The 20,909-nt window shown below is 49.8% G+C and carries 18 protein-coding genes; 3 read left to right on the forward strand and 15 right to left on the reverse strand.

Translation table 11 applies throughout. The features are described from left to right. Positions 1-169 precede the first annotated feature (169 nt). Positions 170-1,558 (forward strand): SUMF1/EgtB/PvdO family nonheme iron enzyme, encoded by a 1,389-nt coding sequence (locus HUF13_RS12325; protein WP_173475414.1) that lies wholly within the window; start codon positions 170-172, stop codon positions 1,556-1,558. A gap of 90 nt (positions 1,559-1,648) precedes the next feature. Here HUF13_RS12325 and HUF13_RS12330 read toward each other — a convergent pair whose 3' ends face one another. Genes HUF13_RS12330 through HUF13_RS12385 form a run of 12 tightly spaced genes read right to left on the reverse strand, consistent with a single transcriptional unit; the run spans position 1,649 to position 14,590 of the window. After that, positions 1,649-3,091: an NADH-quinone oxidoreductase subunit N gene (locus tag HUF13_RS12330; RefSeq protein WP_173475415.1), complete on the reverse strand. Its 1,443-nt coding sequence runs from the start codon at positions 3,089-3,091 to the stop codon at positions 1,649-1,651. 11 nt (positions 3,092-3,102) lie between these two features. After that, complete coding sequence (locus tag HUF13_RS12335; RefSeq protein WP_173475416.1) at positions 3,103-4,617, reverse strand: NuoM family protein; 1,515 nt, start codon at positions 4,615-4,617, stop codon at positions 3,103-3,105. A gap of 9 nt (positions 4,618-4,626) precedes the next feature. Continuing rightward, positions 4,627-6,582 (reverse strand): NADH-quinone oxidoreductase subunit L, encoded by a 1,956-nt coding sequence (nuoL, locus tag HUF13_RS12340; RefSeq protein ID WP_173475417.1) that lies wholly within the window; start codon positions 6,580-6,582, stop codon positions 4,627-4,629. After that, the gene (gene nuoK / locus HUF13_RS12345) at positions 6,575-6,880 is read right to left on the reverse strand and encodes an NADH-quinone oxidoreductase subunit NuoK (protein WP_014546971.1); all 306 of its coding nucleotides are present in this window, start codon (positions 6,878-6,880) and stop codon (positions 6,575-6,577) included. Before nuoK ends, nuoL begins: the two co-directional genes overlap by 8 nt. Continuing rightward, positions 6,877-7,449: an NADH-quinone oxidoreductase subunit J gene (locus HUF13_RS12350; RefSeq protein ID WP_173389809.1), complete on the reverse strand. Its 573-nt coding sequence runs from the start codon at positions 7,447-7,449 to the stop codon at positions 6,877-6,879. The genes nuoK and HUF13_RS12350 overlap by 4 nt, the downstream gene beginning before the upstream one ends. Beyond that, entirely contained in the window at positions 7,449-7,922 is a 474-nt protein-coding gene (locus tag HUF13_RS12355) for an NADH-quinone oxidoreductase subunit I (RefSeq protein WP_088640192.1), read from the reverse strand. Before HUF13_RS12355 ends, HUF13_RS12350 begins: the two co-directional genes overlap by 1 nt. Before the next feature lie 3 nt (positions 7,923-7,925). Then, complete coding sequence (locus HUF13_RS12360; protein ID WP_173475418.1) at positions 7,926-9,047, reverse strand: complex I subunit 1 family protein; 1,122 nt, start codon at positions 9,045-9,047, stop codon at positions 7,926-7,928. Between the two features lie 3 nt (positions 9,048-9,050). Beyond that, positions 9,051-10,187, reverse strand: coding sequence for an NADH-quinone oxidoreductase subunit D (locus HUF13_RS12365; RefSeq protein WP_173475419.1), 1,137 nt, complete (start codon positions 10,185-10,187; stop codon positions 9,051-9,053). Then, a complete protein-coding gene (gene nuoB / locus HUF13_RS12370; RefSeq protein WP_173475420.1) occupies positions 10,184-11,443 on the reverse strand; it encodes an NADH-quinone oxidoreductase subunit NuoB in 1,260 nt (419 codons plus the stop codon). Before nuoB ends, HUF13_RS12365 begins: the two co-directional genes overlap by 4 nt. Continuing rightward, positions 11,434-11,814, reverse strand: coding sequence for an NADH-quinone oxidoreductase subunit A (locus HUF13_RS12375; RefSeq protein WP_173475421.1), 381 nt, complete (start codon positions 11,812-11,814; stop codon positions 11,434-11,436). Before HUF13_RS12375 ends, nuoB begins: the two co-directional genes overlap by 10 nt. 41 nt (positions 11,815-11,855) lie before the next feature. After that, entirely contained in the window at positions 11,856-12,449 is a 594-nt protein-coding gene (locus HUF13_RS12380) for a hypothetical protein (protein WP_173475422.1), read from the reverse strand. Further along, entirely contained in the window at positions 12,446-14,590 is a 2,145-nt protein-coding gene (locus tag HUF13_RS12385) for a bifunctional (p)ppGpp synthetase/guanosine-3',5'-bis(diphosphate) 3'-pyrophosphohydrolase (RefSeq protein WP_173475423.1), read from the reverse strand. Before HUF13_RS12385 ends, HUF13_RS12380 begins: the two co-directional genes overlap by 4 nt. 276 nt (positions 14,591-14,866) lie before the next feature. Here HUF13_RS12385 and HUF13_RS12390 point away from each other — a divergent pair, with 276 nt between their 5' ends. After that, a complete protein-coding gene (locus tag HUF13_RS12390; RefSeq protein ID WP_304039131.1) occupies positions 14,867-16,438 on the forward strand; it encodes a hypothetical protein in 1,572 nt (523 codons plus the stop codon). Between the two features lie 178 nt (positions 16,439-16,616). On the opposite strand, the gene thrH is transcribed toward HUF13_RS12390, so the two are convergent. Both thrH and HUF13_RS12400 read right to left on the reverse strand, forming a co-directional pair. Beyond that, a complete protein-coding gene (gene thrH, locus HUF13_RS12395) occupies positions 16,617-17,234 on the reverse strand; it encodes a bifunctional phosphoserine phosphatase/homoserine phosphotransferase ThrH (RefSeq protein ID WP_173475425.1) in 618 nt (205 codons plus the stop codon). Positions 17,235-17,313: 79 nt separating this feature from the next. Then, positions 17,314-18,198: an Hsp33 family molecular chaperone HslO gene (locus HUF13_RS12400; RefSeq protein WP_173475426.1), complete on the reverse strand. Its 885-nt coding sequence runs from the start codon at positions 18,196-18,198 to the stop codon at positions 17,314-17,316. Between the two features lie 209 nt (positions 18,199-18,407). On the opposite strand from HUF13_RS12400, the gene HUF13_RS12405 reads away from it, so the two are divergent. Further along, entirely contained in the window at positions 18,408-18,953 is a 546-nt protein-coding gene (locus HUF13_RS12405; RefSeq protein ID WP_173475427.1) for a DJ-1 family glyoxalase III, read from the forward strand. Positions 18,954-19,428: 475 nt separating this feature from the next. On the opposite strand, the gene sufB is transcribed toward HUF13_RS12405, so the two are convergent. Beyond that, complete coding sequence (gene sufB / locus HUF13_RS12410) at positions 19,429-20,844, reverse strand: Fe-S cluster assembly protein SufB (protein WP_173475428.1); 1,416 nt, start codon at positions 20,842-20,844, stop codon at positions 19,429-19,431. Between the last annotated feature and the right edge of the window lie 65 nt (positions 20,845-20,909).

The raw sequence follows: 20,909 nt of genomic DNA on the forward strand, positions 1-20,909 counted from the left end.
CTCTTGGAACATTTCCAAGGCTTTTGCCCACTCTTCTTCTGTGTGTTTCTTATACATGAAAACCCCGAAAGTTGTGTCCAACTTTCGGGGTTCACATCATTAGGCGGGGATTACTTTTTTATATCTACTCGTGTTTTGTATATTCCGTCATATGAATTATCATGTTGGAATGAAAATAGCTTCTCTTGCGGCGATATTCCTCTGTATGGCTTGCACACTATTTTGTACAGCCTGCTCAGATAGGGAAAAATATATCGCTTTAAATCGAGGTTCTTTAAAAGCCGAAAGTTGGCTTGAAGTTGAAAAGAATGATTCTCTCAAGGTTTGTATTGACACAAAAGTCCGCACGTGGGAAACCTCGCTGGATACTGAAGTTCTAAACGATTCTTGCTTAAAAGTTCAAGTTCCAACGCTTATTGGTGTCTACCCAATTAACGTGCTGTTTTCCGACTTAGACATATCCTATAAAATCAATCTGGTCGTCGGCATGAAGTATTTGAACTTCAAAAATGAAGAAACTTTATACGGAAATGATCAGTTTCAAATGCCTGCGTCTGACACAAAGATAGTGTCTGTTACAGGAACTTATCTAGTAGATGAATACCCAGTTACCAATTGCGAAATTACACAGTTGATGTGGGATGAAATTCCCTTAAATCCAAAGAATCATCAGATTGAAAAAGAATGGTCTGAAAGAAAAAAGTCTAGCATGCGTAACGAAAAAAAATGCGATGCTCATGATTCTGCAGCAAATATGATTTCTTTGTATATGGCAATGATGTATGCCAATGCGCGCAGCATTCGAGAAGGACTAAAACCGTATTATAAATTTTCTGCGACAAAGTATAGAAATATAAAAATAATTGAACCTGAATCAGGTGAATATGACGATTCAATAATCAATCCGCGATATCAATATGTTGCAATTCACTATCGTGACTATACTAAACAACGCAAAGGACCAAGGCATCAATATGTCATTATGTCTTATGATTTTTCTAATCATAAAGAAAAAGCAATTCTTGTTAGCATAGATTCAACTTCTGATGGTTATCGGCTTCCATATTATGACGAATGGATGATGCTTGCTCGTGGTGGAGAAAAAAAGGCCATGACGCCTTGGTGCAATAATTCCACTAAAATTAAAGACGTTACAAAATATGCAAGATTTGCCAAATATAAGGAACATGTAAAAACAGAACCTGTAGGTCAGTTGCTGCCTAATGGTTATGGTCTATATGATGTTTTGGGCTTGGTGGAAGAACACGTTCTTTTAGAAGATCACAATTGGTTAAGACCTAATTCCTATATAATGATTAATCCAGGTGGACCTGAGAGAGCGGAAATATGCCGTCCAGGAGATTGTCCATATTGTTTAAAAGAAGGCGAAAATTGTCCGTCTTGTTTGAAGGGTGGAGGCCTTTTTCACGATTGGAAAAGGATAAACTATAGTTATCGTTCTGAGGATCGATATACAGGTTATTCCGGCGGTTTCCGCCTAATCCGCAACATCGGCAATAACGCCAAATGGAGCGAAGTCAAGTCAGAAAAAGAATAACTTTTAAACGAAAAAAATGCCCCCGACCAAATCGGGGACAAAAATGTTATTGTCATTCTCCGTTAGGAGAATCCATACCTTTCAGCTTGCTTAATTCATAAATCCGGCAAAGATGTTATTGCTCAGGAACGGCAGGAATCCGAGAACGATCACGGCGGCGCTCAAGAGAATGATCACTTCGCGCTGGCGCTTGGTGAGGCGGAGCGGAGTGAGGTGTCCATCCGGTTCATCGACCCAAGCGGCCTTGATGAGCTGCAAGTAGTAGAAGAGCGCAATGACGTTGTTTAAAACAGCAAATGCGACGAGCGCGTAATGGCCCGTTGAGGCTCCGCTGAAGAACAGGTGGAACTTGCCGAAGAATCCGGCGAGAGGCGGAATGCCTGCCAAGCTGAACATCGAAATCGCAAGGGCAATGCCAAGGCTCGGGTTCTGCTTAGAAAGTCCACGGAGCGACTGGAATGTTTCTTCGCGGTGATGCCCGATAATGCCGAACACGAAGAAGGCGAGGTAGTTCGAAACGGCATAGACAAAGAGGTAATAGATGATGGCTGTTTTTGCGGTTGTTGCAGGGCCAAGCAAGGCGACCATGATGTAACCGGCCTGAGCGATTGAGCTGTAAGCCATGAAGCGGCGGAGGCGGCTCTGCTTTAAAGCACCGAGGTTTCCGACAAAGAGCGTGACACCTGCGAGGAGCGCAATGAGCGGTGCCATCTTGTCTTGAATCGGGGAGAGCGGGCCATAGACGAGCACGACGAGGAATGCAATGGCGGTTGCCTTCGATGTCACAGAAAGCACGGCGGTTACCGGCGTCGGGGCGCCTTCATAAACGTCCGGAGCCCAGGTGTAGAACGGGAACAGCGTGAGCTTGAAACCGATTCCGCAGAAGAGGAACAGAACGGCAATCCACAAGAGCGGGCTAGAACCGCTTGCGACAGCGGCCTGGATTTCGTTGAAGTGGAGGCTCCCGGAGAAACCGTAGAGGTAGCTGAAGCCGAACAGTTCAAATGCCGTTGCTACAGAGCCCATCAAGATGTACTTGGTGGCGGCTTCGGAACCGTACTGGTCACGTTTGTTCCAGGCGGCAAGAGCGTACATTGGGATGGTTGCGATTTCGAGGCCGAGGAAGAATGTGAGCAAGTCGCAAGCACTCACGACCGTGAATCCGCCGAATGTCGCAAATGCGATGGCTCCGATGAATTCGGCAATCTGGTGCATAGGCGGCTTTTTGTCGGCTCCGTGTTCAAAGTAATCCTTGGAAAGCCACATGCCAAGCAGAGCGCTCACCATGAGCACTTCGCGCATGAGCACACCAAAGTCGTCCACTTTCCAGTTGCAGATAAAGAACTTGCCGTTGCCACTGGCGAGCGGGATGAAGTTCAGTAAGAGGAAAATGGCGATAAAGCCGATGTTTGCCATACGCCAAGGGACCTTGGATTGTGTAGTCACGAAAAGGCGTATCCCAATCACGACGAACGGGAAAATCAGCAGCAAGACGTCAGGTAGAATGAAGTTTGGAATTGCAAAATTTGTCATAATTAAACCTACTATAAACCTGCCGATGAAATCTTTTCAAAAATCGGAGCTATGCTCTGGTCCAGGAGTTCCGAAATCCAGCCGGGGCAAACACCGATGAACAACAAGCAGGCAACGAGAACGACGATGACCAACTTTTCGCGGAAGCATCCATCGGTGAGGCCTTCGTACTTCTGCGGGAGCGGGCCGTGAAGCATACGGTTCGCGGTTTGCAGAATGTAGACGGCGGTCGTCGTGATGGAGAGAATGGCGAGAATCGTCACGATGCGCGTGAGCGTGGAATCTTGCTGGAATGCGCCAATGAAGATGGTGCTTTCGGCGATGAATCCGCTAAAGCCCGGGAGGCCGAGCCCTGCGAAACCGGCAAGCACAAAGCCAACGCCAAGGAACGGCATCTTGCGCATGATACCGCCCATTTCCGTGATATCGCGGGTGTGGGTGCGTTCGTAAATCATGCCGATGGTGGCAAAGAAGAGGCCTGTCAAGAAGCCGTGAGAAATCATCTGGAGGCTAGCGCCGCGAAGTCCAATGGGCGTCATGGCGGCAAGGCCTAAGAAGATGAGACCCAAGTGGCTGATGGAACTGTAAGCGGTGATGTACTTGAGATCTTTGTGGCGAATGGCGATGAACGGGCCGAGAACCACGTTAAAGATAAGGAGCGCTACAACGTACGGGAGCCAAATCTTGGCGGCTTCGGGCATGAGGAACATGGCAACGCGGAGGCATCCGTAGGCTCCCATTTTCATCATGACGCCGGCAGCGAGCATCGAAACGGCGGTCGGTGCGGCGGAGTGACCGTCCGGGCTCCAGAAGTGGAACGGGAAGAGCGAACTTGAAACGGCGAATCCCATGAACATGAGCGGGAAGGCCCACATCTGGAAATCCATCGGGAGAGTCGTCTTTGCAATTTCAATGAGGTTCCAGCTGGTAGCGTCGCTTTCGAAGAAAAGCCCGAAAAGCGTCGCAAGAATCATCGAAGAGCCAAACGCGAGTGTCAAGGTGAGCTTTTTACCACCGTAATCGCGCTTGCCGCTGCCGTAGCAGGCGATCATCAAGTACATGCAAAGTGCTTCCATTTCGTAGAACACAAAGAAAAGCACCAAGTCAAAGCTCATATAGACGCCGTAAACGCTTGTTGCTAAAAGCTGGATAAGTGCAAAGAAAATCTTTTGATTCCCTTTGATTTTGAGGCTTACAAGCACGCCAGCCCAGACGATGAACGCCGTGAGCGCAAGCAACAGCATGTTGAGACCGTCAGCGCCGACAATGTAATGGGCATTGAACATCGAAAGCCACGGAATATCCGTGAAGAAGCGGAGCGCAAGCGGTGCGGCTGCCGGATCGGTCGGTGTTCCCGAGAGGGCATAGACGGCATAAGTCAAGTAGCAGACAATTGCAAGAACAATCGTTGCCGACGTGACGTGGATGGTTCGGAGCGTTTTTTCGTACGTGACGGGAATCAGTACGCAGGCGAGAACCGTTAAGAGGGGGAGGACCCAAATGGAGTTAAAAAGTATTGTATTCATGGGTGCGCCTTACAGGGGAAGCTGGCCGAAGAATCGCCAAAGGAGAACGCCAACAATCAATGTGCCCAAATAGAACGGCAAGTATCCGGCCTGGGCAAAACGGACCAAGTCACCGAGCTTGTGGACAAACCAGACCGTAAAGGCGAGGAGTCCTTCAATCACGTAATCGTTGAATGCGCGGGCAACGCGGGCGATACCGCCAAAGATGAACTGGCGGACAACGGCGTAGTACATTTCATCGAAGTAGAACTTGTGGTAAATAACTTTGTAAATGCCGCTGCGGTTCGTTTCGTCGAGAGCGCGCTGGACTTTTGCCCATGGGCTTGCGTAAAGTAACCAAGCGATGACGAGCGCTACGACTGCAATGCCGACGGCTACATACGGAATCCATTCGGCATGTTCAAGCCTCATGAGTTGCGGCACATGCAATTGGCCCGGCACAAAGAACTTTTCGAAAAGGGGCTGGGCGGCAAATCCGCTTGCAAGTGCGGGTATCGCAAGAATGGCAATCGGGAGTGTCATGGCGAAATCTTCGTGCACATGGCCAGCCTTGACGCCTTCGTGACGCGGAGCGCCGTGGAAGGCGAGGAAGAACAAGCGGAACATGTAGAATGTCGTGAGCCCGCTCGTGAGGAGCGCAAGCCCGAAGACAACGTAATGGTGCCCTTGGAATGCGGCGAGAATGATTTCGTCCTTGGAGAAGAATCCGGAGAACGGCGGAATGCCCGAAATCGCGAGAATCGAAATAAGCGTGCAAGCGTAAGTGAGCTTCATCTTCTTGCCGAGACCGCCCATGGCATCGAGGTCGTTCGTGCCGACTTGATGGATCAAGCTACCGGCGATGAGGAACAAGCTGCACTTGAAGAAAGCGTGCGTAAAGATGTGGAACGTCGAAGCAGTCCAACCGGTAACGGCAACGACTTGCCCAATCTTGCAAGCGCCAAGCGCAAACATCATGTAACCGAGCTGCGAAAGCGTGGAGTAGGCGAGAATGCGCTTGATGTCCTTTTGCGTACAGGCGATAACCGCTGCAAAGACCATAGTGAATGCGCCCACCCACATGATAAGCGTGAGGGCGTTATCGCAAATGGCAAAGAACGGGAACAGACGAGCGACCAAATAAACGCCTGCGACCACCATCGTTGCACTGTGAATGATCGAGCTGACCGGAGTCGGACCTTCCATCGCATTCGGGAGCCAAATATGCATCGGGAACATGGCGGACTTGCCCCAGCCACCGGTGAAAATCAAGATGGAACCGAGAACGAGTGCTTCGGACTTGGGGACTGTCACAAGGCCAAGGTTGATGAATTCATTTTGGAAATTGATGAGGCTAAGCGAATTGAGCGTTGAAAAGTCGAAGCTCCCGACGACATAGCTTACAAGCACAATGCCGAGCAAGAAAAAGCTATCGGCAAAGCGGGTGAGGATGAATGCCTGCTTGGAGGCGCTCACGGCGCTTGGCTTGTGGTACCAGAAACCGATGAGCAAGTAACTCGAAACGCCCACCAGTTCCCAAAAGATGAACATCTGGAAAAGGTTTGTTGCAATGACGAGTCCGAGCATGCTGAAGCTGAACAGCGAGAGCAATGCAAAGAATCGCCCGGCGGCGCGGTCTTCGCGCATGTAGCCGATGCTGTAGATGTTCACCATGAAGCTGATGAACGTCACCACCACGAGCATCATCACGGAGAGCGGGTCGATGAGCATGCCGATTCTTGCGACAAGGTCACCCACGAACGGAATGAACGTATGGTCGAACAGAATTGCTTTTTGTGGAGCGAAGTCCGAACTGAAGTAATGGAAGGCGAGTGTGCCTGCGGCGGCAAAGGCAAGGCCGTTGCAGAGGACTGCGAAAATCGCGGCGGCTTTGGCGCACTTGTTTCCGAGGAAAAGCCCGTTCACGACGAACGTGATGAGCGGGAACAATAGAATCAAATAGCCGAGAGTGATATCATCAATCATGGAGGTCCCTCAACTGGTCAACGTCAAGACTCTTGTGGCGGCGGTACATGGTCACGATAATCGCAAGGGCGATGGCCATTTCGCAAGCCGTCACGGCAATGACAAAGATACTGAACAGAGCGCCTGCAGTCGCATCGTGTGCGGTGAAGTAGGCAAAACTGATAAAGTTGATGTTTGCTGCATTCAGCATGAGCTCAATGGAAATGAGCATGCCGATGAGATGGCGGCGGCGCATGAGGCCCCAAACGCCAATCCCGAACAGCAAAAAGGCGAGAATCAAACAATTCAAAAGGTTCATTTAGAAACCTCCTCTTCGGCATCTTCCTTGGTGCGGCGGGCGATTGTGATAGCGCAAATGAGCGTCATCAGGAGGAGCACGCTCACGATTTCAAACGGGATGATGAATCCGTTGGGATCGTTACCAAGCAAGCGCAAGGCGAAGTTCTGGAGTGAAGAATAGTCGGCGGGGGAGTTCACGATGCCGCTTGCCAAATCCGGAGTCGGTAAAACGCACTTGACCATCACGAATACAAACGCGATGGAGAGTACGAACGCCGTGAAAATTCGCGGCATCTTTGTCGAGAAGGCGTCTTCTCCCAAATGGCTTGTGAGAAGAATCGTAAACACCACGAAAATCACGACGCCGCCCACGTAAACCATCACCTGGGCAAGCGCAATGAATTCTGCGTGCATGAGCATGTAGAGAATAGCCGTCGTGACAAAGCTAAAGATGAGGAACACGGCACTCTGCAAGATGTTCTTCACGGCAACGCAACAAACCGCGGTCAACAATATCACGAGTGCGACGACATAGAACGCAATGTCCATGCCTCCCATCGGGAATGATAAAGGTAAATCCGGGAACATTAACCTTGTCCCTCCTTCTTATTTAAAATCATTTCGAGATCGTTGGGGTCGGTTGTCGCCACTTCGAAAGCGGGGCTCATCTGGATGGCTCCAAACGGGCAGGCTTCTACGCAGAGGCCGCACTGGGTGCAGCTTGCAAAGTGATAGACATAGCGCCCGAGAACCTTCTTGCCGGCAATGTTCTTTGTGGCAAGCACGTTGATGGAGGCGTTCGGGCAGGCGCGTTCGCACATGCCGCAAGCGGTGCAGTGGTTGTTGCCGTCTGCATCTTCAATCATTTCGAGGCGGCCGCGGTAGCGGTCGTGCATTTTGAGCGTCTTTCTGTTTTCGGGATATTGTTCCGTAACGATGCGCTTCGGGTTGAAAAAGTACTTGAGCGTCACGGACAATCCGCAAATAAGGCTCCACGGACCCGTGATGCAACGCTTCAAGTAGCGCTTGATATATTGTAATGTTGAAATCTTTTCTTGCATAAACTAACCACCAATTGCGATAAAGGCTGCGCCAGCGACGAGCAACACTAGGTTTACCGGCAAAAGGAATTTCCATTCGAAGTCCATGAGCTGATCGACTCGCGGGCGCACAAACGTCCAGCGGACCATCATGTAGCACCAGACCATAAAGTAAATCTTTGCGAAGAACCACACGACGCCAGGCACCATCTTCAAAACGTTGTCGATAGCGTCAATGCCCACGCACGGCGGGAAAAATCCACCGAGGAAGCATGTGGTCGCAAGGGCGGAGTTCGTGATGAGGGCGATGTATTCGGCGAGGTAGAACATGGCAAACGGGGTGCCATTGTATTCCGTGTGGTAACCACCGGTGAGTTCCTGTTCTGCTTCGGCAATGTCGAAGGGAGCGCGGTTCATTTCGGCGGTGCTCGAAATAAAGAACAAAATAAAGGCAATGAAACCGAGGACTGGAATCTTGAAAATCCACCAGTCAAAAATCGTTCCTTCCTGGCCCATCGTGATGCTCATGAGGTTCGTGGAACCCGAAATCATGACGACGAACAAAAGGATCATCGCAAACGAAATTTCGTAGCTGATCATCTGGGCGCCACTGCGGAGGGCTCCGAGCAAGGAATACTTGTTGTTACTGCTCCAGCCGCCAAGCAAAATGCCGAGCACGCCAAAGCCGTTCACCGCGATAATGAGCGGAATGCCCATGGAAACGTCGGCCACGACAAGGTTCTTGTCGAATGGAATCAAGGCGCAAACGATAAACGGTGCAATCAAGACGATGAGCGGAGCCAAGTAGAACATGAGCTTGTCTGCACCGCTGGGAGCGTACACTTCCTTGAAGAGCATCTTGATCACGTCTGCGATGGTTTGGATCGTTCCGTGCCAACCGAGTCGCATCGGGCCCAAACGGCATTGCACGTGGGCGCAAACCTTGCGTTCCATGTAAATAAGAATTGGGGCAGAACCGATGTTCACGATGCAAACCGCGATAATGCAAATCACGGCGTTAATGAGGAACGCGATAACGCTGTTGAGCGTGTCGGACTGGATGCTTGCCGGCAGATATTCTGCAATGCGCGGTACCAAGTCGCGGACAAAATCGCCAATAGGATGTGTTACTGAAGGTACAAACATAAACTACCTGTCAATTTCTGGAATCACGGGGTCAAGAGTTGCCATGATGGTCACGAGGTCCGAAATTTTGTGGCCCTGAGCCATCTTGTTAATCGCTGCAATATGCGGGAAGCTTGGGCCGCGTGTATGGATGCGGTACGGCTTTTCACCGGTTGTTGCGGCGACAACGTAAGTAGCGTAAAGGCCCTTTGCGGTTTCGATTTCGCTGTAGTAGCGGCCCACGGGGAGTCGCACCGGCTTTTCCTTGGAACGCCACGGACCTTCTGGGAACTTTTCAACGCACTGGCGCAGAATCTTCATAGATTCGTGAATCTCTGCAATGCGGATTTTGTAGCGGTCGTAGCAGTCGCCGTTTTGGAATACGGGAACTTCAAAGTCGAACTGGTCGTAAATGCTGTACGGGTTTGCACGGCGCACGTCAAAGTTCACGCCGCTCGCGCGGAGCACAGGGCCAGAGCAACCGTAGGCAATGGCATCTTCTTTGGAAAGAACGCCAATGCCGATACTGCGTTCCAATACAATGATGTTTTTCGAAAGGAACCTCTCGTAATCCTTCATCGTATCTTCCATGTGGTCGAGGAACGCTTTCACGCGCGGAATAAACGTATCGGGAACGTCATAGCGGCTTCCGCCCGGTCTAAAGAAGTTCGTCGTAAGGCGAGAACCAGTCACTTCTTCGAGGATGTCGTGAATCATTTCACGTTCCTTGAAGCCGAAGAGCAAGCATGTTTGTCCGCCAAGGTCACCGCCAAAGCAACCGTAGAACACCAAGTGCGATGCAATACGTCCAAGTTCTTGGAGCATCACGCGGATGTATTCGCCGCGGAGCGGAACGCCTACGTTCATGCCTTTTTCAAGAGCGATGACAACGCCCAAGTTGTTCTGGATAGCGGTCAAATAGTCTTGACGGTCCGACATGGCGATGTACTGCAAATAGCTCATCGATTCCGCTTGCTTTTCCATACCGCGGTGGATATAGCCAAAGTGCGGGACAAGTTCTACGATGGTTTCACCATCCATGCGGAGCGTGAGACGCAATGCACCGTGAGTACTTGGGTGCTGCGGACCCATGTTGATAAAAAATTCTTCAGTATTCGATTTGCGTTCGAGGCGAAATCCCGGAGGTAACTGATGACTCATATAGGCCTCCTGATCATTTCCGGGTGGGTAAAGTCTTTACGGAGCGGATAACCCACGAAGTCCTTGTCGAGGAATATGCGGCGAAGGTCGGGGTGATTTTCAAACTTGATGCCGAACATGTCGTAAACTTCGCGTTCCTTGACTTCGGCACCGGGGTAAAGGTGCGTGATGGATGGAACACTTGCAAGGAGCGATGTCGGGCGCTTTTCTTCTTCAATGGAGAAGTCTTTCTTGAGTTGCACACAAAGGAAAATCTTGTGGCCGATTTCAAGGCTACGGAGCATCGTGACCATGTCGAAGTGATCGTCGTAGTCAATGGCGGTCACGTCAATCAAGTAGTTCATCTTGAATTCGGGATCGTTCTTGACAAATTCAACAACGTTCAAGTAGTCTTCTTTTTCGAGCATGACTTCCAGCGGGCAGTCCGCAGGCATCTTGGCGACGACATCTTCTGGAGTGTCTTCACCGCGCGTATGCACTGTCACGTTCGGGAACTTGGCGCGGAGCTTTGCAAAAAGCTCTTGCTGCGTAAGACCCATGCGCTTGAACGGCACGCGTTCTACTTCTGGGAAATCCGGTTTCTTGACGCGAATCGGCTTGAAGGCGCTCTTGTAGTCCGGATTTTCTTCCTTGAACTTGGCGCGGGCTTCGGCCATCTGTTCGTCTTTCATTTCTTCGAGAGCGGCCCAAGTTTTTGCTGCTTCGCGGTAACGGTCCATCGTCGAAACATCTTTCGGTTCGCCGACCTGCCACGGATTACGGCATGTCTCGTGCAAAATCTTATCGCGAAGTGTCAAGAGCCCGTGGAACAGAGCTTCGGGGCGTGGCGGGCAACCAGGAACGAACACATCGACCGGAATCAAGTTCTGTGCACCACGGACAACGGAATAGTTGTCGTAGATGAACGGGCCACCGCTAATGGTGCAGGCGCCCATAGCAATCACGTATTTGGGGCCAGGAATTTGTTCCCAAAGCATCTGGATGGCAGGTGCCATGCGGCGGGTAATTGTACCGGCCAAAATAAACAAGTCTGCCTGTCTCGGGGACGAGCGGAACACTTCAGAGCCAAAACGGGCAATGTCATAACGGGCCATAGAACTCGACATCATTTCGATGGCGCAGCAGCTTGTGCCGTACGTCAGAGGCCAAATAGAATTTGCACGAGCCCAGTTGACTACGTAGTCAATTGCGTTGACTACATATTTTCCACCGGGAATCGGGTCTAAAATTTTTGGAGCGAAATTAATTATTCCCATTTGAGAATTCCTTTCTTCCAGGCGTAAGCGAGACCGGAAACGAGAATAGCAATAAAGATGACGAGGTCAATAATGACGACGGATGGCGGGAGCGCCGTGTGGCCTGCCATGATTTCCCTGAAGTTCATCATGACGGGGAAGAGGAACAGCGCTTCGATGTCAAACACGAGGAAGAGCAAGGCGAACAGGTAGTAGCCCACCTTGAACTGAATTCTTGCGTTGCCGATGGTTTCCATACCGCATTCGTACGGTGCCATCTTGTTCTTTGTATTCTTGGTGCGGTAGCCTAGCAATAGGCCTGTGACGGTTGCCGCCGCCGCGATAAACGCGCCCAGAAAAAGGAAAATGGATAGTATTATATATTCTGACATTCTTTCGTCTCTCGTCTATAGGGCAAAGCCCGTTCTTTCGTCTAATAAAAGTTCTGCAAATCCTGGACGGTTCCGAAGAGCGTGTTTGCAATTTGGAAACGGTCCAAAACGTGTTTCAACAAGTCCTTAAATTCATCAATTGTTCCGGCATTCATGGTGTTCAATTTCCCCTGAATGTCGCTCACGAAACCGTAAACCACCGGGCTCGATTTCATGCCTTGCATTTCCCCACTCCATTGCTGTAATACTTTATCTGTGTCAATCCTCGCAATCACATAGCGCGTTGTCGAAAGCAGCTCTTGCAAAAAGTGCACGAGGAAAATTTCTTCTTGCAAAATACCCCAGCGTTTGTCCTTAGAGTAAAGCGAAGAATTTTCCGCCTTGCCGTAAAAGATTGCAGCCTGCGCATATTCGAGACAAGTCATCAAGAGTCGTTCGTAACGCTTGATATCCTTGCTCAAATGCTGGTACCAGGCACTGTTGTCTTCGGGCGAGGAGTCTTTCGCATCTGCGATTTCGTTTGGGAACAGCGCACGGAAAGCATAATAAACTTCTTCGTAATAGCGGTTCCTCATACGGCAGTTGAAGGCGCGATTTTTTTGTGTGTAGTCGCAATGGTGTAGGGACGATATCATGCTTTTTCAACCCCTCTGACGCCTTCGACTTGCCTTATCTTGGTCACAATGGCATCGACCTGGTCCTTGCGGAACGCCTTGAATTCCATGCGGATACGGCCTGAGTATTGGGCACTTGCAATGCTTAGGCGGTCAAGCGCCAAGTTCTCGTCTTTCAAGACCATCAAAATGCTGAGAGGCAAGTTCTTTCGGTTGTCTGTTTCAATCGTGAGGTGCGTTGTAAATGGCTTTGTAACGTCTGCGCTCCAATCGACCGGAATGTGTTGACTTTCCGGAAAATCCTTGAGGCACGGGCAGTCGCTTTTGTGCACTTCGATACCGATTTGCGGACGCATGACGCCGACAATTCGATCGCCTGGAACAGGGCCGCAGCAACTGGAGAAATGGATGAGGAGACTGGTTTCTTGGCCAATCATCAACGGCATTTCGTCGGTAAGAGTATTTCCTTTGTCTTTGCCGAATATCGGGTAAAAGCGCAGTGCCGCCGTTTCTTTTGTAATGTCGTTGCCGCCATTCAAGAAGCGGTGGATGTCCTGAAGTGGTAGTTCGCCTTGACCGATGCGTTCGAAAAATTCGTTGATGCTTACTATGCCAAAGTGCTTGAGGATGTCCTCGTCTTTGGGGCGTTTGTCTTTTTCGATTTTGAGAAGGCGAAGTTCGCGTGTCCAGATTTCTTTACCGAGGCTGCGGGATTGGATGATGATGCTTGTCTTCATCCACTTGCGGAGTTCTTGCTTGGCCTTGATGGTCTTTACCATTTTTAGCCATTCCGGGCTCGGTTCCTGGTTCGGGCTCTTTAGAACTTGAATTGTGGCGCCATGAGGCACCGGTTCATCAAGGCTCACAACTTTATCGTTGATGCGAGCTCCGATGCAGTGCAGGCCAAGCTCCGTGTGCACGGCGAATGCAAAGTCCAAAACGATAGCGCCTTCGGGGAGTTCAATCGAAGCTCCTTTCGGGGTAAACACCGTCATGCCTTCGGGTTTCAAATCGACTTTCAAGAAGTCGAGGTATTCCTTGGAGTCCGAAATTTCGGATTGCAACTTTACCATGTGGTCGAGCCAGGCGAGCTCTTCGCCTTCGTGCTGCGTTTCCATCTTGTAGGCCCAGTGCGCGGCGAATCCCTTTTCGGCTGTTAAGTCCATGTCCTTTGTGCGGATCTGGACTTCGACCATCTTGTTTTCTGGACCGATGACTGTGGTGTGGATGCTCTGGTAAAGGTTCGGCTTCGGGGTCGCGATGTAGTCCTTGAAGCGGCTTTGGAGCGGCGTCCAAAGGTTGTGCACGTAACCGAGGGCGAGGTAGCATTCGGGAATTGTTTCGACGATAATGCGGATGGCAAAAATATCGAAGATGTCTTCGAATCCGCAACCGCGCGCAAGCATCTTGTTATAAATGCTGTAGATGTTCTTGGTGCGGCCCTGGATGGTGCAGTCAAAATCTTCGAGCGCCATCTTGATTTGTAGCGGGCCAATCACGGATTGCACGTATTTTTCGCGCTTTTCCTTGTTCTCGATAAGCGCATCGACAAGCTTTTGGTATTCGTCCGGATTGACGTACTTGAAGCTCAAGTCTTCAAGTTCTGTTTTAAGTTTATATAGACCGAACCTATGGGTAAGCGGAACGTAAATGTCTAGCGTTTCTTGTGCAATAATCTTTCGCTTTTCGGGCTTCATGTATCGCATGGTGCGCATGTTGTGGATGCGGTCTGCGATTTTAATCATGATGACGCGCGGATCTTTAGCCATGGCCGTAATGAGCTTACGGTAGGTGCTTGCCTTTTGCGCTGTCTTGCTCGCTTCTTGAACGGCGGTAATTTTCGTTACCGCATCGACCATGAAAGCCGTGTCTTCGCCAAAAAGTTCAGAAATTTCGTTGAGGGTATGTGGGGTGTCTTCCACCACGTCGTGCAATAAGCCTGCTAGTACCGTTGCCTGGTCTTGCTTTAAGTCGGCAAGAATCTTGGCCACTTCATAAGGGTGTTCTGTGTAGGGCATGCCGCTTTTGCGGTATTGACCATCATGGGCATCGGCGATAAAGGCTATAGCTTTTCTAAGAATCCCTTCGTCTAACTTCGGATTCTTTTTAAGGAGCACACTGACAATGTGCTCTTGGTTTGTTGTAAAATTAGCCTGATCCATCAATCTCAATTTATCTAATATTTTAACACTTATGCGGCTTTTTTTCGTAAATATGCCAAAAATATGATGGAAAAATAGTTCTTTAGTTTAAAAGTCGTGGAAATTGAAAAAAGGATTTACATTGTATCTTGGCTGTTGTATTCGTTACAACAAAAATGTTATTACACTATGCTCTTTTTTTTAAAAATAGATTAATTTACATAACAACAATTTTGCCGAATCCACGGCTGTTGTTGGGGTTGGTATATAATGATCAAATACACTCATCTAGTGCCAATGGCAGTAGTTGCCTTTGGTTTATGGGCGTGCGGTGATGACAATGTGTCTTCTGCCGCGCAATGTACAACACAAGAATGCTTTGAAAAGTACTGGTCTTCTTCTTCTGGAAATGTTCTGGAAGGGGAATTGAGCTCTAGTGCAGTCGATGGCCTTGATGCTAGTTCGAGTTCGAATGGTTCTTTGGAATCGTCGAGTCAAGGCGACATTGGTCCAATTTCTGCCGGAAATGAAAGCTCTTCGAGCGGTGCAGTTATTGGTTCATCGGATTCCACTCCTATTAGCGCAGGGGCGGAATCTTCGAGCTCTAGAAGCCACCGTTCTAGCAGTTCTGTTGTAACACCTCCGAAGGTCTCGTCTTCCAGCGCGGAAAAGCCTGTTGTATCGAGCAGCAGTGAAACGGCTCCGCAGCCTGCAAACGACTTCGTCGAAGACCACCGCAGTGAATGCCAGATTGGCAATATTCCGTCGAGCGTGAACAACGCTAAGCTTCCGGACCCGTTCATGGGTCTCGACGGCAAGCGCATTTCTTCGAAGGCCGATTGGAAGTGCCGTCGTGAAGAAATTGGTGCCATGTACGAAAAGCTCATGTTCGGTACAAAGCCGCGTAACCCGGAAAAGGTCGAAGGCAGCTATTCCGGCGGAAAGCTCACCATCAAGGTGACTGACAAGGGCAAATCCGGTTCGTTCTCCGTGAAGATCAGCAACGCGGGTACGAAGGATAAGCCGAAGCCGGCCATGATCGGTTTTGGCGGTGGCATGATGGGCGGTTGCGGAAGCCTCGGCAACGCGACGAACGGTCTTGATATCGCTCAGATTACGTTTAACCCGGATGACGTCGCTCCCGAAAGCGGTGGCGGTATGTTCTTCCAGCTTTATAACCAGGGTCAGGGCACCATCATTGCATGGGCTTGGGGCGTGAGCCGCATTATCGACGCTCTCGAAAAGACTCCGGAAGCGGGTATTGACGTAAAGCACCTCGCCATGACAGGTTGCTCTCGCTGGGGCAAGGGTACTCTTGCCGTGGGTGCATTCGATGAACGTATCGCACTTACGATTCCGCAGGAATCCGGTTCCGGTGGCGCATCGCTCTGGCGTGTTGGCGCTCAGGTCAACAAGCAGAAGGGCAAGCAGTTTGTGCAGGGCCTTGCTAGTGCCGGTACCGAAGGCAAGTGGATGATTTCTAGCTTCAAGAGCTACGATGGCAAGGAAAATACGCTCCCGTTCGACCAGCACATGTTGGTGGCCATGGTTGCACCGCGTGCGCTCCTCATTCTAGACAATGCCGGCCAGGAATGGTTGGGTGAAGTTCCGTCGAACTATTGCGGACAAGCTTCTAAGGAAGTTTATGACGCTCTAGGTGCAACGGAAAATTACACCTACAGCCAGGAAGGCGGTCACGGTCACTGCCAGCTTCCGAACGGACAGTTCGACGAAGTCAAGGACTTTATGAACAAGTTCTTGCTCGGCAAGGATGCTAAGACGGGTAAGATTGATTACTCCAAGAATACGCAGACCATCAGCTTCAAGAAGTCTGAATGGATTGATTGGGAAACACCTAACTTGAAGTAATTGTTAGTCATTAACAGAAAGGCCTCGCAATCGCGAGGCTTTTTCTGTATAAACAGTAATCTGTCTACTTCCGACTTGTAAATTCGCTACGCTCATTTACCAAATGCTAACCTCGGTCATGCCAAAATAAGTTTTTGCGCGACTCTCGGTTTACGCATTTGTCCTACTGTCTACTAATTTACAGCGAATCTTGGAACTTGTGGAATTTGTCCAAAAGTTCTGCGTAAGTCTTCGTGGCTTCGAGCTGCGGGAACTGGGCTACGATGGAATCCGGTGCGCAGAAGAAGCTGCCCTTGTCGGCTTGCTTGAGCATACCCGTATCGTTGAAGGAATCGCCCGAGGCGAACACCTTGAAGTTGAGTTCCTGCAAGTGCTTTACGACCTTCGTCTTCTGGTCGCTCATGCGCAAGTGGTAGCCCTTGATCATGTCGTTTTCGACCACTAGGTTGTGGCAGAAAATCGTCGGGAATCCGAGGTTCTTCATGATGGGGTAGGCAAATTCTTGGAACGTATCCGAGAGAATAATTACCTGGGCTTCGTCGCGGAGCGTGTCCATGAAGTCGCGGGCGCCTTCGAGGAGTCCGAGATTTGCAATAACGTTCTGGATGTCAGAGAGCTTGATATTTTCGCGTTCGAGAATCTTGATGCGGCCCTTCATGAGCACATCGTAGTCGGGAATGTCGCGAGTGGTGAGGCGGAGGTCCTTGATGCCCGTCTTTTCGGCGACGGCAATCCAGATTTCTGGCGCAAGGACGCCTTCCAGGTCAAGAGTGACAACACATTGCTTAGTAAACATAGTGATTAGTGGTTAGTGGTTAGTAAACAGTAGGAAGTAGGCGGTAGGAAGTGGCTTGCGTAGCAAGCGTCCCCATAGCTCAAAGCCCATTTCTCTCGTCTATAATTTCTTGCAAATCCGCAGGCGTTATCGTGTAGTTTGTACGGCAGAAGTCGCAGACTACATTCAAATCTTTGTTTTCGCTGCTGAGCTCTTGCAGGTCCTGGAGCGGGAGCGTTGCAAGCGTTGCGAGCATGCGGTCCTTGCTGCACGGGCAGTAGGGCTTCGGGTCGATTTCGCGCACCACTTCGATATCGTAGGGGCCGCGGAGCTGGTCCAAAAGCTCGTCGAGGTCAAATCCCTTGTCTGCTTTATACATGTCGCAGAACTTCGGGAGATTCTGCACGATGACTTCGATCAGGTTGATGTCCTTGTCTTCGAGGTCTGGGAAAGCTTCGATATAGAATCCGGCGGCGTAGTCGAGCCTGCTTGGGTCTTGCTTGTTGAACTGCGCTTCGATACCCACGGCGGAACGGATCTGTTCGGACTGGAGCAGGTACGTGGCGAGGTTTTGACCCATCGAAACGGAGGGCGCTTCGATAATACTTTCGTGAACTCGCTTGCCCAGTTCGTTCAACTTGACAACGCTTACATGTTGTGGCACAAGCGCGGGTTCGTTGGCGCCGATTGCTTGGAGTTCTGCCTGCGGAATCATGGCGCGGACAAGGCCCATCGGCGTAGAATCGGTTTGGATCTTTGTGATTTCGCCGCCGAAAGAGGTCACGTAGGAAACGGTTCCTGCAAACTTGAGGCCTGCGCTAAGGAAAATACTTGCAATAGAGTTTTCGGCAAGCAGTTTGAGTGCAAAACCCTTGGCGTCGTGATGGCGACCGATATCATTCATGGTCTCTGTTAAATCGACCACAATAAGGCGGAAAGGCGTCTTTTTGCCTGTCGCGCGGATGATTCTATCTTTAAAATTCATGCTGCAAATATAGAATTTTCTTATGAAACTGCGGACGGTTCATCATTCTCCGTAAGAGAATCTATTGTTTCTTTTATTATTCATCGTGGCAGAACGTTGTGACCGACGTTTTTTTATACAATACCGCCTTTATGATAATTTTTTTATGAAAATTTGTAGATGAAAACGAAAAAAAAGCTATAATAATTAAGTAACTTATCGGAGGTTTTATGCAGATTCTTGTTTTGCTCGCAGATGGTTTTGAAGAAACGGAATTCGTGGTTCCTGTAGATTTATGGCGTCGTGCCGGTTTTAAGGTGACTGTCGCTTCTGTTTCGGGAGCAGATATTGTCGATGGCCTTCATGGGCTCAAAATCCAGTCCGATGTTGCTTTGAATAAACTTGAACCGACCGATTTCGATGCTGTTTTCTTGCCGGGTGGCGGTGTTGGCGTGCAGAACCTCAAGGCAAGTGCCGCTGTTGAAAATACCGTTTGCTGCTTGAATGATGATAACAAGTGGGTCCTTGCCATTTGTGCTGCTCCGACAGTCCTCAGCAAGGCTAGAATCCTCGTAGACCGCAAGGCTACTTGCTATCCTGGATGCGAAACAGAACTTGTATGTCGTGAATTTACTGAAGAGCGCGTCGTTGTCGATGGAAACATCATCACGAGCCGTGGCCCGGGTACGGCAGAAGAATTTGCTTTAAAGTGCATTGCCACAATGGGCAGTGCAGAGCTTTCTGAAAAAATCCAAAAACAAATTGTTGCGCGCTAAGTTATTTGAATCATGACTGATTCTTAAAGATTAAATTTTATCATTGTTTCGAAAACCCCTACACTTTTGTAGGGGTTTTATATATGGTTGATATTTTGTTTATTTGCTGTGAATTTCGTAAGAATGTAAGAGCAGTGTTTGTATGTGACAATATTTTTTTGTTAAAAAAAGAGATTACCTGACACGTTGTTATGTAAAAAATGCTATATATAAAGTACTCCATATACACCAATAAGGGTCGGAAACTAAAATTTCCGGCCCTTTCCTTTTTTCGAAAAAAAAGTCAACAGTTTTGATGACGCTAGGAACGGCTGAATTTCGGTTATGGAGTCCGGACTGGAACTTTGAGTTCCGTCTGAAAGTGCTGAAAATCATCAAAAAATGCAAAAAAAAAACGTGTTGTTTGCGATGAAACAACATGTTTCTTTGAAATTTAACCGATCTAGGACCTTTAGTCTGTGGTGGTTGATTCTTGCTAGCCGACGCTGTGTTCGAGTTTTAAAGTCAACAGTTGGCGGGCTTCGGTAGCGAACTCACCGGGCAGTTCTTTGAACACATCTTTACAAAAACCGCCGACCATCGCTTGGATGGCATCTTCGCGTTTGATGCCTCGGCTCTCGAAGTAGAACAGCTGGTCCTCGCTAATGCGACTGGTTGTTGCTTCGTGCTCGGTCTGGGCGCTTGCGTTCGCGACGGTGATGTACGGGAACGTGTGGGCGGCGCTCTTGGTGCCAACGAGCATGCTATCGCACTGGGTGTAGTTGCGGGCGCCTGTAGCCGACTTGCGGATGCTCACCTCGCCGCGATAGGCGTTGCTGGAGCAGTCGGCGCTGATGCCTTTGGAAATGATAGTGCTCTTGGTATTCTTGCCGATGTGGATCATCTTTGTGCCGGTGTCGGCCTGCATGTGGCCGTTCGTGAGCGCCACGCTGTAGAATTCGCCCACAGAATTGTCGCCCTGCAAAATGCAGCTTGGGTACTTCCACGTGATGGCGGAACCCGTTTCGACTTGAGTCCAGCTGATGCGGCTGTTCTTGCCGGCACACTTGCCGCGCTTTGTAACAAAGTTATAGACACCGCCGGCTCCCGTCTCGCGGTCGCCTGCGTACCAGTTCTGCACGGTAGAATACTTGATGCTTGCGTTTTCCTTGGCCACGAGTTCCACGATGGCGCTGTGCAACTGCTTGCTGCTGAATTCCGGCGCGGTGCAGCCTTCGAGGTAGCTTACGCTGGCATCGTCGTCGGCGATAATCAATGTGCGTTCGAACTGGCCTGCTTCCTTGTTGTTGATGCGGAAGTAGGTGGAAAGGTCCATGGGGCACTTGACTCCAGGCGGAATATAGACGAAGCTTCCGTCACCGAAGACGGCGCTGTTGAGGGCCGCAAAGTAGTTGTCGCCAGCCGGGACCACGCTACCGAGATATTCTTCGATGAGTTCCGGGTATTCCTTGATGGCATCGCTGATGGAGCAGAAGATGATGCCCATTTCCATGAGCTTCTTCTTGTGGCTCGTGTAGATGCTGACGGAATCGAACACGGCATCGACAGCCACGTTTGCGAGTCGTTTCTGTTCGTCCAGCGGGATGCCGAGTTTTTCAAAAGTTGCCAAGAGTTCCGGGTCCACGTCTTCGATCTTTTCGTGGCTCTTCTTGGTCTTCGGTGCGGAGTAGTAGACGATGTCCTGCAAGTCAACAGGATTGAAGTGGAGCTCGCCCCAGTTGGGCTGTTCCATCGTCTTGAGCTTTTCGTAGGCTCTCAAGCGGAAGTCGAGCATGAATTGCGGTTCGCCACGGAGCGCTGACGCCCTGCGGATGATATCCTCGTTAAGACCTTTTTCGAAGGCTTCGTTTTCAATATCAGTGACAAATCCGTATTTGTAATTTTCGCTCATCTTTAACCCGCTTTAAACGAGTGCAAAGATAGTAAAATGTGGGAGCGATTCAAAATGTGATAACG

The organism is Fibrobacter succinogenes (genome assembly GCF_902779965.1).
Lineage (GTDB): Bacteria > Fibrobacterota > Fibrobacteria > Fibrobacterales > Fibrobacteraceae > Fibrobacter > Fibrobacter succinogenes_F.